The sequence below is a fragment of the Sphingomonas sp. GCM10030256 genome (assembly GCF_042666415.1).
GTDB lineage: Bacteria > Pseudomonadota > Alphaproteobacteria > Sphingomonadales > Sphingomonadaceae > Sphingomicrobium.
This window is the reverse complement of the sequence record NZ_JBHTDI010000002.1, coordinates 172772-185582: the sequence shown is the minus strand read 5'-3', so window position 1 is coordinate 185582 and position 12811 is coordinate 172772. Positions and strand designations below refer to the sequence as shown.

The following is a 12811-nucleotide window of genomic DNA, read 5'->3' as shown; positions in this document are numbered from 1 at the left end:
GTATTCGGAACAAGACCGGCGGGAACCTTGTCCGGCCTCCTGCGCTCACCCTGTCTTCCATGAAGATCGATGCCGCCAGTGTCCCCGGGTCCGGGCCGCGCCCCGGAGCGCGCGAGACCATCGCCCTGCTCGCGGGGCTGATGGCGCTGAACGCCTTCGCCATTGACGCGATGATCCCGGCGCTTCCGGCGATCGGCCGGGCCCTGGAGGTCGCTGACGAGAACCGCCGACAGCTGATTGTCGTGGCCTATACATTCGGCTTCGGTTTCGGGGTGTTGTTGTGGGGGCCGCTGGCCGACCGCTTCGGGCGCAAGCCGATCCTCGCAATCGGGATCGCCGCCTACACCGTTCTGGCCGTTCTGTGCGCCTGGGCGCCAAGTTTCGAGATGCTGATCGCTGCGCGAGCGCTGCAAGGGGCCTGCGCCGCGGTCACCCGGGTGCTCGTGGTCGCCATGGTCCGTGACCTGTTCGAAGGCGAGGCGATGGCGCGGGTGATGAGCCTGGTGTTCATGGTCTTCATGCTGGTCCCGGTGCTTGCGCCGAGCATTGGCCAGCTGATCCTGCTCGCGGGGCCGTGGCGCCTCATCTTCCTGGTTCTGGCGGGCTACGGGGCTCTTATGCTCGCCTGGTCATGGCTGCGCCTGCCGGAAACGTTGCATCCGGAGTATCGCCGGCCGCTCGAAGTCCAGCCGATGGTGGAAGCGTCGCGGATGGTCATGACAGAGCGTCAGTCGATCGGCTACACGCTTGCACAGACGGCGATCTTCGCGGGCCTGGTCGCCTACATCGCTTCCATCCAGCAGATCGTGTTCGACGCCTTTCGCCAGCCGGGGGCCATCGGACTGGTGTTCGCCGCAGTGGCTGCGCCGATGGCGCTGGCGAGCTGGATCAACAGCCGACTGGTCGGCCGCTACGGCCTGCGCCGCGTCGGGCACCTGGGGGTCGTGGCGTTCGTGGCGCTCACCTTCGGGCACGCGCTGGTTGCCGACCTGTTCAGCGAAACGCTGGTCGAATTTGCGATCATTCAGGGACTGGTGATGGCCAGCTTCGCCTTCACCTCGTCCAATCTCAACACGCTGGCGCTGGAGAAGATGGCGCCGATTGCGGGCATTGCCTCCTCGATCCAGGGCTTCATCGGCAGCATCGGTGCCGCGATCATCGGCTTTGCCATCGGCCAGAGCTTTGACGGGACGCAGATCCCCTTCCTGTGGGGGCTTGCGCTTGCCGGGTTTGCCGGGGCCGCACTGGTCGTCCTTACCGAGCCCCGCCGGCTCTTCGAGCGACGCGAATCGCCGCAACGCGAAGCCGAGGCGGAATCTCTCGCGGCCGCAGAGTAGCCGGTTGGCCGTGGACTGGCGGATCAGTCTAGGTCAGAGATCGAGGGTAGACCCCTTATACGTGCAAACTGGGCTCACGCGACGACCGCCGCATACCCCGACTTGCGCCAGGCCGCCCACGAGGGCCGCCTTTTCTCGGCGAACCCTCATGTCTTAGCGGCCGCAGGTCAGGCGTCGTCGCCCGGCCCGACCATCAACGCTTCGGCGACTTCCTCCGTGCGGCCACGGATCGCGCTTTCCAGTTTGTCCGCCATCTCCGGATGCTCCTTGAGGAAGGTCTTGGCGTTCTCACGGCCCTGCCCGATGCGGACCGAGTCATAGGAGAACCAGGCACCGGACTTCTCGACCAGGCCCGCTTTGACGCCAAGGTCGAGGATCTCGCCGATCTTGGACACGCCTTCGCCGTACATGATGTCGAATTCGACCTGTTTGAACGGCGGGGCGACCTTGTTCTTGACGACCTTCACCCGCGTGGTGTTGCCGACGATATCGTCGCGATCCTTGATCTGCCCGGTGCGGCGGATGTCGAGGCGAACCGACGCGTAGAACTTCAGCGCATTGCCGCCGGTCGTCGTTTCCGGATTGCCGTACATGACGCCGATCTTCATCCGGACCTGGTTGATGAAGATCACCGTGCAGCGCGAGCGGCTGATCGAACCGGTCAGCTTGCGCAGCGCCTGACTCATCAGCCGCGCCTGAAGGCCGACGTGACTATCGCCCATCTCACCCTCGATCTCGGCTCGCGGGACCAGCGCCGCCACCGAGTCGACTACCAGCACGTCGATCGCATTGGAGCGCACCAGGGTGTCGACGATCTCCAGCGCCTGCTCGCCGGTGTCCGGCTGCGAGACGATCAGTTCGTCGATGTTGACGCCAAGCTTCTTGGCATAAATCGGGTCGAGGGCATGCTCGGCGTCCACAAACGCAGCGGTCCCGCCCGTCTTCTGCGCTTCGGCAATCGCATGCAGCGCAAGCGTCGTCTTGCCCGAGCTTTCCGGGCCGTAAATCTCGATTACCCGGCCCCGTGGCAGCCCACCAATGCCAAGCGCGATGTCCAGCCCCAGGCTGCCGGTCGAGATGGCCTCGATCTCGATCTTCTCGCGGCTGCCCAGCTTCATCGCCGAGCCCTTGCCGAACGCCCGGTCGATCTGCGCCAACGCAGCCTCCAGCGCCTTCTGCCTGTCCATATTTCCTGCTTCCCCGCCCAATCCGACGACCTTCAGCTGCGCTGCCATGACTTTCAACTCTCCTCGTTCGTCGGGCGGCGACGCCGCCTTCGTGAGGTGTTGTATCTGATTTGTTCTTGAGGAACAAGAGCAGAACAGAACGAGCTCGCCGTCCGGCAGATGTGGTCCGAGCGCCCGCTGCATAAGCGAGCCCTGGGCACAAACAAACCACTATTTCGGAAGCGGCACGCCTTTTCGGCCCAGCCGCCGGGATGTCAACCGACCGCCTGCTCCAGCGCCGGCGGGATCCGGTCGATCGTATATGGCTTTTCCAGCAGCGGAACGTCCGCGAACTGTGCCGGCGGCGGCTCGACATGGCCGCCCGAGGCGATCACGAACGGCACCCCCTTGTCACGCAACCGCTCGGCAACCGGCCAGACCGCTTCGCCCTTGAGGTTCACGTCGAGGATGGCGAGGTCGAAGCCACCTTCCTCCGCCTTGCCGAGCGCTTCGGCGACATTGTCGCAACTGGCGCTGATGGTGTGGCCGAGCGTCTCGAGGAAGTCCTCGAGCATCATGGCGATCAGCGGTTCGTCTTCGACGACGAGGATGGTATGCCCCTGGTTCACCGCGCCTGAATACGGATCGTTCCGGGGCGCGCAACAATTTTTTATTTCGCTGCCAAAACCTTACGAGCCGCTTCAGCAAGCTCCTGGACAGAAAACGGCTTCGGCAGGAAAGCCACGTGGTCGATGTCGATCGACTTGCGGAGTTGCTCTTCGGCATAGCCGGACATGAAGAGGATCGGAAGTTCGGGCCGGCTCTTGCGAGCTTCGCGGACCATGGTCGGACCATCCATCACCGGCATCACCACGTCGCTGATCAGAAGGTCGATCGGCTCTCCGCGGTGGATGATCTCCAGCGCCTCCTCCCCATTGTTCGCAACCAGGACGGTATAGCCCTGCCGAGTGAGAGCCCGCTCCGCCACCGTGCGGACCATCGGCTCATCCTCCACCAGCAGAACAGTCCCGCTACCCCACAATTCCTCGGCCTTGGGAGGAGCCGCAGCCGGCGCCTTGCTCTTGGGTGAAAGGTCGCGGTGCACCGGCAGGTAGATGACGAAGGTCGTCCCTTTGCCCACCTTGCTGTCCGCGAAGATGAAGCCGCCCGATTGCTTGACGATGCCGTACACCGTCGAGAGACCGAGGCCCGTCCCCTTGCCCACTTCCTTGGTGGTGAAGAATGGCTCGAACACCTTGCCCAGCACGTTCGCAGGGATGCCGATTCCGGTGTCGCTGATCGACAAGGCGGCATAATCGGCGATCGGCAGGATCTCGGAGCCGAGCTCCGCCACCTGGTCGGCGCGGACGGCATAGGTCTGGATGGTGAGCGTGCCACCGCCCTCGGACGCCATTGCGTCACGCGCGTTGACCGCCAGGTTGACGATCACCTGTTCCAGCTGCCCGGGATCGGCGCGCACCGTGCCCAGATCCCGACCATGCTTGACGTTGAGGTGCACCGTCTCGCCCAGCAATCGTTTCAGCAGGTGCGAGACTTCGGACACCACGTCCGGCAGCTGGAGCACCTGCGGCCTAAGCGTCTGCTGGCGGGAGAATGCGAGCAGCTGCCGCGTCAGCCCCGCGGCGCGGTTCGAGTTGGACTTGATCTGCTGAATGTCGTCATAGTCGCTGTCGCCAGGCGTGTGCCGCATCAGCATAAGGTCGCAATGACCGATGATCGCGGTCAGGATGTTGTTGAAATCGTGCGCCACGCCGCCGGCTAGCTGACCGACCGCCTGCATCTTGGTCGCCTGTGCGATCTGCCGCTTGAGCTTGGCCTCTTCGCTATTGTCCTTGAGCAGCAACAGCACCGCGGCATCGCCCAATTCGCGGAGCCCGGCGATGGTCAGGGCGACGGGCTCACTTGGCCGGTGAACAAGGCGCACGGCCAGATCGCCGGACATCGCCGGCCCACGAGCGTTGCGCCGCACCGCATCCGCTACCGGGCCCTTGTCCTCCTTGACGACCAGGTCTCCGGGGTAGGACGGTCGGCTTCCTTCGGCGATCCCGCCGGCCACGCGAAAGGCCGTGTTGGTTGTCAGGAAACGGCCGTCGCGGTCAACCAGTGCCAGCCCGACAGGAAGCATGTCGAGCAGCGCCTGGAGGTTGCTGGACGCATTGAGGTTGGCGCTCTCGGTCGTGTCAAACAGCAGGGTCAGCCCGCCGCTGCCTTCGCGCTCCGCGTCGACCGGCACGTGCAGCATCCGCAGCGGCCGTGCCCCCTCCCCTTCGCCGTTCAGCCGCAGACGACCGTCGTCAGTGCCGCTCACCACGTCCGACAGGCGCAGCCCGCCGCCGTCCCGAGCAATCCCCGCCCGATCGGCCAGCGGTGCATTTACGGCGCACAGCACGCCATCTTCGCCGGTCACAGCCGCCAGGATCCCGCTGGCGGCGAACACCTCGCCCTCCGCGCCGAGAATGCGGCCGGTGACGGTCGCGATCATGTCTCGGGCGGGGCGATGGAAGCGCCACAACAGTTGGTCGCCACGGGCGCCGACCCGCTCTACCTCCACCTTGGCCGGTCCCTGTGCGGTCGCGATTCCATCCGCGCTGCTCGTGCCGTCACGCCACGCCAGCGCCTGGGCGGCGCCCAGCGACAAAGCGGCGTCGTCATCGGCGCCGACCGCCAGCGGCACGGGTGATCCCGGGAAGCGCTCGCGGTATGCTGTGTTGGCAGCGATCAGCTGCCCATCGCTCGCAGTCAGCGCGGCGGGGTCGGGGCACAGCGCCAGGCTCGAAGACACCAGCGAGTAGTCCGATTGAACCGGCACGGCCATAGCGGCCTGGGCTGGCGAACGGCGAAACAACGCCCACGCGACCAGCGCCCCGAGCGGAGCCGCCGCGCCGAGCAAAGCCGCCGCAAGCGGCTGCCCGGCGACCAGCGCCAGGACCGCCAGGCTCCCGAGCCCGGCGGCGACCAGCACCGGAACGAGCCAGGACTCGCCGCGGGGAAGCGGCTCCGCTTCGATCGCGGCGAGCCTGGCGTGGAGCATCGGCCAGCGGCTTACCAGACCCGCACGCGCTGCGCCGGGGGCAGGTACAGCTTCTGGCCGGGCTGAACGTTGTACGCCTGGTACCAGGGATCGAGATTGCGCACGACCCACACCCGCTGCTCGGACGGCGAGTGCGGATCGGTCAGCAGCCGTTGGCGCAGATTGGCCTCGCGGTAGTTACGCCGCCACACCTGTGCCCAGCCGAGGTAGAAGCGCTGGTCGCCGGTGGTGCCGTCCAGCTCCGGCGCGGCCTGGCCGTTCAGCGACTGCTTGTACGCGTCATACGCGATCGCCAGGCCGGCTAGGTCGCCGATGTTCTCGCCCAACGTGAAATCGCCCTTGATCCTGGCGCCGGGGAAGATCTCGTACGCGTCATATTGAGCGACCAGCTGCTTGGTCGCGGCCTCGAACGCAGCCTTGTCCGCCGGGGTCCACCAATCCTGCAGACGCCCGTTCTCGTCATATTTCGAGCCCTGGTCGTCGAAGTGGTGGCTGATCTCATGCCCGATCACCGCACCGATGCCACCATAGTTCAGCGCTGGATCGGCGTTCGGGTCGAAGAACGGCGGTTGCAGGATCGCGGCGGGGAAAACGATCTCCTGCATGCCGAAGTTGGCATAGGCATTGATCGTCATCGGGGTCATGCCCCACTCCCAGCGATAGATCGGTTGGCCGAGCTTACCGACATTGTAGGCATAGTCGAAGCGGTTGGAGCGCATCGCATTGCCGATGAGGTCGTCGCGGCGGACTTCCAGCGCCGACATGTCGCGCCAGCGATCTGGATAGCCGATCTTGGTCGTGAAGTTGGCGAGCTTGGCGCGGGCGCGGGCCTTGGTCTCCGGCGCCATCCAGGCGAGCCCGTCGATCTTGCGGCCCATGGCGTCAACCACGTTCTTCACCAGCGCGTCGGCCGCGGCTTTGGTTTCTGGCGGGAAATAGCGGTCGACATAGAGCTTCGACACGTCGTCCTGAAGCACGCCGACCGTGAAGTTCACGGCGCGCTTCCAACGCTCCTCCTGCTGCGGCGTGCCGGACAGGGTCGTGCCGTAGAAAGCGAACTGCTCCTTGTCGAAGGCGGCGGGAAGGTAGGGCGCGTAGGTATCGAGCGAGCGGACCAGCAGCTGGTCGCGCAGCACCCCAAGCGGGGCCTTGCCGACCAGCGCGGCGATCTTGGTGATCGCGCTCGGCTGGGCGACCAGCAGGTTGCTGACGTTCTGCGCCCCGGTGGCGGCGATCATGCCGCGAAAGTCGAAGCCGGGGGAGTTCTTCGCCAACTGGTCGAGCGTATACTTATTGTAGGTCTTGGTTGCGTCGCGGCTTTCGACCTTGGTCCAGCTGACGGCAGCGATCCTGTCCTCAAAAGCGAGAATCGCGGCGGCGCGCCCGGCCGCATTCTTCTCCCCGGCAAGGGTCAGGACGTTGGTCAGGTGGGCGAGATACTTGGCCTTGGTGTCGGCAAGCTTTGCATCCTTGGACAGGTAATAGTCGCGGTCAGGCATGCCGAGGCCCGACTGGAAGAATTGCAGGATATACTGGTCGGGCGACTTGTCGTCCTGGCCCACGTACCCGCCGAACGGCGTGCCAATACCGAGCTTCATCGCTTCGGCGTAGAGTTCCGGGAGGCTGGAGCGGCTGTTCAGCCCGCGAACCTGATTCAGCCAGGGGTCGAACGCCGCGAGGCCCTTCGCCTCCAGCGCGGCCTCATCCATGAAACTCGCGTAGGCGGCGCCGATCCGGCTGTTCGGATCCTTGGCCTGCTCGTCGATCAGGGTGCGGGTCCGCTGGCGCGACAGGTCGTCGAGCACGGTGAACATGCCGTAGTTCGATTTATCTGCTGGGATCTGGGTCGTCCGCGCCCAGGTGCCGTTGGCAAACTGGTAGAAATTGTCGCCCGGCGCCACCGACATATCCATTCCCGCCTTGTCGAAGCCGAACGTGCCGATCTGCGGCTTCGCGGCCGCGGGCGCCTCCGCCACGACCGGGGCAGGCTCGGCGGCAGCCACGGCGGTCGTATCGACCGGGGCCGTGGTCGCGCAGCCGGCAATTGCGGTCGTCGTGGCGAGGAGAATCAGGATACGCTTCATGAGGTTACACTGCTCCAGTTGAGATCATTCGTGAAGGGCATTGGAATGCGTACGGCTGCGCCATTTGCGATTGACCCACCAGCGCCAAACGACAATCGACACGCCATAGCCGACCAACGCACAGCCCAGCGCGATGATGAACAGCCCGGACATCATCGCCGGCGCCGCGTCGGAGACCAGCCACTGTGCCCAGCGCCCGATCGAGGCACCGCGGGCGAACAGGGCGTTGAACGTCTCGAGATCGGCGTGAAAGCCCAGCAGGTTGCCCACTGGGATGGACACCGCGAGGAAGAAAGGCGTGGTCAGCGGATTGCTGAGGAAGGTCATTGCCGCGGCGATCGGGATATTGCCGCGCAATGGCACCGACAACAGCGCCGCGCCGACGATCTGCAGCCCCGGCACCATCAGGAAGATGCCGATGAATAGGCCCGCAAACACGCCGCGCGGGACCGAGCGGCGTGTAAAGCGCCACAGCTCGGAGTGACGGATGCGGTGCCCGAAAGGCTTCAGCCAGCGGCTTTCCAGCACCTCCTCGCGGGTCGGAGTATGCCGTGCTGCAAGGCGGGACAGGAACGATGCGCGATCAGCCATGCTTGCGGAGCAGCCGTCCCTGCTCGCGCTTCCAATCGCGCTCCTTGGTCGTCTCGCGCTTGTCGTGCATCTTCTTGCCCCGCGCGACCGCCAGTTCGACCTTCGCGCGACCATTGCTGTTGAAGTAGATCGACAGCGGAACGAGGGTCAGTCCCTGGCGCGTCACCGCCCCCTGCAGCTTGGCGATCTCCCGCCCCTTGAGCAAGAGCTTGCGGCGGCGGCGCGGCTCATGGTTCATCCAGCTGCCTGCGCCATATTGGGGAATGGACGAGTTGACGAGGAACACCTCTTCCCCGTCGACGGTAGCATAGCTTTCGGCGATCGAGCCCTCGCCGCCGCGAAGCGCCTTCACCTCCGTGCCGCGCAGCTCGATCCCGGCCTCCAGCCGCTCCTCGACAAAATAATCGTAGCGGGCGCGCCGGTTCTCGGCGACGACCTTCTGCTTGTCGAACGGTGCGGGAAGTGGCTTGGACATTGCCTAGCCAGTTAGTGCGGGCGGGCCGCGAACGCCAGCAATGATGGGCATGAAAACCGCGAGCCGGTCAGCCCGCCGTTCCGATGGTCAGTGGGTTCGGCCAAGCCCGCCGATCGCTTGGTCGATCAGCGCCTTGTCGGCAGCCACGTCGTGCCGCTCGGCGATGATCCGGGCGGCGGCGCACGCAGCTGCTTCGGCGGCGGTGGCGCGAAGCTGCTGAACCGCGGCGCGCTCCTCGGCCGCGATCTTGTCCTCCGCCATGCGGGTGCGCCGCTCGACCAGCGCCTCTGCATCGGCTTCCGCCTTGGTGCGAATGCCCTCCGCCTCGTGGCGGGCGCGCTCGACCATGGCTGCCGCTTCCGCCTCAGCGGCGGCCGCCTTGGCCTGATATTCGGCCTTGAGCGTCTCCGCTTCCTGGCGAAGGGCCGACGCTTCATCGAGCTGCGCCCGAATTGCGGCGATCTTGCCGTCGAGCGACCTGCCGATCGCCGCCGGGACCTTCTTCCAGATCATCGCCAGGACCACGATGAGCATGGACAGGCCGACCAGCATGGTCGCATCGAATCCCAAGGCCTGGGGATCGACGTGATGCTCGACCCCGGCCTGGACTTCGGTGTTGGTCTTTTCGTGAATCGGCTCAGCCACGGTTCAGCTCCTGCTGCACGGCGGCACGAGCGGCGGCCGGATCGACCGAGACGCCCGACACTCGCTCCACCATCGCTTGCGCAGCCTCGGCGGCAACCGTTTCGATCTCTGCCAGAGCCGACGAACGCGCGTCCGCAATGCGGTTCATCGCCAGCTCGAGTTTGCCCGCTGCAAAGCGATCCGCCTCGGCGACCCGCGCTTCAGTCGCCTTGGCCGCGCCGGCCTTGGCATCGGAGGCAAGCGCCGCCGCTTCGGCACGGCTCCTGTCCATCGCCGAGCGATACTCGTCTTGCAGCCGGTCCGCAGCGTCGCGGGCACTTGCCGCCTCCGCCAGGTCGGCTGCAATCCGGGAATCACGGGCGTCCACCGTACCCTGGATCTTGGGCACCATGCCCAAACCCACGATCAGGAAGATCGCACCAAAGGTCACCACCAGCCAGAACAGCTGGGATGCATAAATTTCGCCGATTTGCGCGATTTGAGGCATTGCTTATCCCTAAACCCGTATGGGCTGAGCTTGTCGAAGCCCTGTCCTTCTGGAGAAAAAGGACAGCCCTTCGACAGGCTCAGGGCAGTCGGTGTTCGTTAAACGTGTTACGCGACGAACAGCAGGATCATCGCCACGACGAACGCCAGCAGGCCGAGAAGCTCGGCGGCGGCGAAGCCGATGAACAGGCGGCCCTGCTGGCTGTCGGCGGCGGCCGGGTTGCGCAGCGCGCTCTCCAGGAACGAACCGAACACGTTACCAACGCCCAGTGCGGCCATGCCGACACCGATGGCGGCCAGACCGGCTCCGAGCAGCTTTGCGGCTTCTGCGTCCATGTGAAAACTCCCTCTTATATCTCGTTGTTGGTTAGTGAAGATTGATCGCGTCGTTGAGGTACAAGGACGTCAGCAGCGCGAAGACATAGGCCTGGATGGCGGCCACCAGCAGCTCGAGCGCGCTGATCCCGATCATCAGGATGAAGGACGGAAGGCTCACCACCGGCGCGACCCACAGCGCCTGAGCATTGGCGCCGTTGATGACGAACCCAGCCAGCACCTTGAGCAAGATGTGCCCCGCCGTCATCGCCACGAACAGTCGCAGCGCGAGGCTGAACGGGCGCACCATGAAGGAGACGAACTCGACCGGGATCAGGATCGGCAGCATCCACCAGGGCGCGCCGTGCGGCACGAACAGGCTGAAGAAATGGAAGCCATGCTTGGCGAAGCCGACGATCAGGACGATCGAGAAGGAGACGATCGCCAGCACCGCAGTGATCGTCAGGTGGCTGGTGACCGTGAACGGATGCACCCCCGGGATCACACCAAGCGGCAGCAATCCGAGGATGTTGGCGAACAGGATGAACATGAACAGCGAGAAGACGTAGGGCACGAACTTGCGGCCCTGCTTGCCGACGTTGGTGTCCATCATGTTGGTGATGAAACTGGTGACGCCCTCGACCGCCATCTGCCAGCGGCCGGGCACGAGCTGCCGCTTCATGCCGCCGAGCATGAACAGCCACACCGCCAGAAGGGTGAACAGCATCCATAGCGAGCTGTTGGTAAAGGCGATCGAATTGCCCGCGATCTGCCAGTCATGGCCGAACAAAGGTTCGACCTGGAACTGGTGCATCGGATCGATCTTGCCCGATTCTGCGGCCACTTAGGCGTCCCTCTTCGTCTTCGCCATCGACAATTTGATGATGCTCCAGAAGCCGCCGACGGTGCCCAGCACCAGGCCAACGATCAGGAGCAGATGCCCCGTGTCGAACAGGCCGTCGAGCAGCCAGCCGATCAAGGCACCGCCAAGCAGGCCGCCGACCAGGTAGGACAGGACGCGGTTGCCGAGTTGCTCACTGGCATCGGCCGCCGGCGCCTGACCGGTCCTGACCGCCTCCTCCGCCTTTGCGCGTTCCAACCGCTGTTCCAAGCGGTCGAGCCGTGCATCGGGGGGAAGCTTCGGATCCTGCCCGGGCTCCTCTTCCACCATGACCCTTTGAACTCCTTCATGTGCGCGGCGACGCCCGGGAATGGGCGCGCATCCGCGAAAGGCAAGGAACATGGCGGCGTGAAAAGCCCGCCAAGGCGCCGCCCCTTTAGGAACCGTCGGCCAAGCCGTCAACCGTGCTGCTGGCGCGCCAGGCCGACCTTAAGGTAAGCTGGGCCATGCTTGTCGCCATCCTCCTCGCCGCCGCTCCGGTGACCATCGCCAGCAAGGACGATTTGCTCGACTTTCGCTACCGCTGGTCAACTGAAGCCGCCGCCGTTCCAGGGCTCGACCGCCGCTTTCGCGCCGACGCCGCAAAGGAAAAGGCGCAGGCATTGCAGACCGCAACGGCAAATCGCGGCATCCGCCAGAAAATGGGCACGGCAACTCCCGGCGGCGACTTCTTCTTCCGCAATTGGACTACGGCCGGCCAAAGTCCTCGCCTGCTGTCGCTGGAGGGCGAGACGTCGATCCACACCGGGGGCGCTCACCCGAACAGCGGAACGACGGCACTGTTGTGGGATCGCCGCCTAGGCACTCCGATCGGGCTGGACGCCATTCTGTTTCGTGCCGGATGGTGGAACGCCGCGCTGACCCGGCCCTTTTGCGTGCTGCTGGACCGCGAACGGCGCAAGCGCCGGGGTGAAATGGTCCGGCGGTCTGATCCGTTCGGCGACTGCCCCGCCCTTCACGAACTCACCGTGACCTTGGTGGACAAGGATCGCAACGGCCGTTTCGATCATGCCCGGATGACGGCGGATGCTTATGTCGCCGGACCCTACGCGGAAGGAGAATATGTGATCTCCCTGCCGCTCACTGCCGCCATGATCTACCGCCTCAAGCCTGAATACCGCCCCTCGTTCGAGGCTCAGTCCCCGGTGCAATAGTCGGGCACGGGCGCCCGTTGCCCCGCCCCGCGCCGGCGCCACAGGCCGTCGCTCAGCATGTAGGCTTCGCCCACCGCGACTCGCCCAAGCAGCGTGCAGCCGGCGGTGACACCGACTTCCTGGGGACTGACCCCCCGGCTGGCGGCAAGGTCGGTGTAGAGCTTGCGCCGGCGGATGTTGATCGCTTCGGTCTGCGAGCGGACGTGGTTGCTGGATGGAACTCTCGCATAGCCGAGATAACCGTCGAACCGCTCTCCCACCATGCCCTGCGCCCGAGCCACGGCGGCGGATGTCTGCGCCGCAGCCGAGCAGGCGAAGACGGCAGCCACTGCCGCCGCAACCATCAGGACGTGCCTCATCTGCGATTGCCCGGTGTCTGATTTGATGGCGTCTGCCCGGACGGCGTGGTGGTCGGGAACGCGTCCGGATTCTGGTTGATCAACTGCTCGACATCGCGCTGCAGGCGCACCAGCACCTCCTGTCGGATGGTCACGTTCAGATTGATCTCGATCGGCTTTTCCGGCGTCTTGACCGAAATGCACCCGGCCAGCGCCGGCGTCAGCGCCGCCGCAACGGCAAGTCTCGCGAGGTGTCGCGCGTTCATC

General features: G+C 65.2%; 15 protein-coding genes. 2 read left to right on the top strand and 13 right to left on the bottom strand.

What is annotated here, in order from left to right:
- Positions 1-59 precede the first annotated feature (59 nt).
- On the top strand, positions 60-1337 hold the full coding sequence (locus ACFQPG_RS08685) for a multidrug effflux MFS transporter (RefSeq protein WP_380812090.1): 1278 nt from the start codon (positions 60-62) through the stop codon (positions 1335-1337).
- Between the two features lie 167 nt (positions 1338-1504).
- Here the strand turns inward: ACFQPG_RS08685 and recA are convergent, their stop codons facing one another.
- The 11 genes from recA to ACFQPG_RS08630 form a co-directional block, all read right to left on the bottom strand.
- Positions 1505-2572: a recombinase RecA gene (gene recA / locus ACFQPG_RS08680; RefSeq protein ID WP_380812088.1), complete on the bottom strand. Its 1068-nt coding sequence runs from the start codon at positions 2570-2572 to the stop codon at positions 1505-1507.
- Positions 2573-2778: 206 nt separating this feature from the next.
- The gene (locus tag ACFQPG_RS08675; protein ID WP_380812086.1) at positions 2779-3132 is read right to left on the bottom strand and encodes a response regulator; all 354 of its coding nucleotides are present in this window, start codon (positions 3130-3132) and stop codon (positions 2779-2781) included.
- A gap of 41 nt (positions 3133-3173) precedes the next feature.
- Positions 3174-5555: a response regulator gene (locus ACFQPG_RS08670; RefSeq protein ID WP_380812084.1), complete on the bottom strand. Its 2382-nt coding sequence runs from the start codon at positions 5553-5555 to the stop codon at positions 3174-3176.
- 11 nt (positions 5556-5566) lie between these two features.
- Positions 5567-7639, bottom strand: coding sequence for a M13 family metallopeptidase (locus ACFQPG_RS08665; RefSeq protein ID WP_380812082.1), 2073 nt, complete (start codon positions 7637-7639; stop codon positions 5567-5569).
- Positions 7640-7663: 24 nt separating this feature from the next.
- The gene (locus tag ACFQPG_RS08660) at positions 7664-8230 is read right to left on the bottom strand and encodes a DUF2062 domain-containing protein (RefSeq protein WP_380812080.1); all 567 of its coding nucleotides are present in this window, start codon (positions 8228-8230) and stop codon (positions 7664-7666) included.
- Positions 8223-8705 carry an SsrA-binding protein SmpB gene (gene smpB / locus ACFQPG_RS08655; protein ID WP_380812078.1) on the bottom strand — a complete coding sequence of 161 codons (483 nt, stop codon included), beginning with the start codon at positions 8703-8705 and terminating at the stop codon, positions 8223-8225. Before smpB ends, ACFQPG_RS08660 begins: the two co-directional genes overlap by 8 nt.
- A gap of 87 nt (positions 8706-8792) precedes the next feature.
- Positions 8793-9350 carry a hypothetical protein gene (locus tag ACFQPG_RS08650; protein WP_380812076.1) on the bottom strand — a complete coding sequence of 186 codons (558 nt, stop codon included), beginning with the start codon at positions 9348-9350 and terminating at the stop codon, positions 8793-8795.
- Complete coding sequence (locus ACFQPG_RS08645) at positions 9343-9837, bottom strand: ATPase (protein ID WP_380812074.1); 495 nt, start codon at positions 9835-9837, stop codon at positions 9343-9345. Before ACFQPG_RS08645 ends, ACFQPG_RS08650 begins: the two co-directional genes overlap by 8 nt.
- A gap of 107 nt (positions 9838-9944) precedes the next feature.
- Positions 9945-10172 (bottom strand): F0F1 ATP synthase subunit C, encoded by a 228-nt coding sequence (locus ACFQPG_RS08640; protein ID WP_129383163.1) that lies wholly within the window; start codon positions 10170-10172, stop codon positions 9945-9947.
- Between the two features lie 31 nt (positions 10173-10203).
- The gene (locus ACFQPG_RS08635) at positions 10204-10995 is read right to left on the bottom strand and encodes a F0F1 ATP synthase subunit A (RefSeq protein WP_380812071.1); all 792 of its coding nucleotides are present in this window, start codon (positions 10993-10995) and stop codon (positions 10204-10206) included.
- On the bottom strand, positions 10996-11322 hold the full coding sequence (locus ACFQPG_RS08630) for an AtpZ/AtpI family protein (RefSeq protein WP_380812069.1): 327 nt from the start codon (positions 11320-11322) through the stop codon (positions 10996-10998). It abuts the gene before it with no gap.
- A 176-nt stretch (positions 11323-11498) separates the two neighbouring features.
- Between ACFQPG_RS08630 and ACFQPG_RS08625 the strand changes: the two genes are divergently transcribed.
- On the top strand, positions 11499-12206 hold the full coding sequence (locus ACFQPG_RS08625; protein WP_380812067.1) for a hypothetical protein: 708 nt from the start codon (positions 11499-11501) through the stop codon (positions 12204-12206).
- Here ACFQPG_RS08625 and ACFQPG_RS08620 read toward each other — a convergent pair.
- Both ACFQPG_RS08620 and ACFQPG_RS08615 read right to left on the bottom strand, forming a co-directional pair.
- Complete coding sequence (locus ACFQPG_RS08620; protein WP_380812065.1) at positions 12188-12565, bottom strand: YdbL family protein; 378 nt, start codon at positions 12563-12565, stop codon at positions 12188-12190. The two genes, ACFQPG_RS08625 and ACFQPG_RS08620, sit on opposite strands and share 19 nt — an antisense overlap.
- Entirely contained in the window at positions 12562-12810 is a 249-nt protein-coding gene (locus ACFQPG_RS08615; RefSeq protein ID WP_380812063.1) for a YnbE family lipoprotein, read from the bottom strand. Before ACFQPG_RS08615 ends, ACFQPG_RS08620 begins: the two co-directional genes overlap by 4 nt.
- Position 12811: the final 1 nt, after the last annotated feature.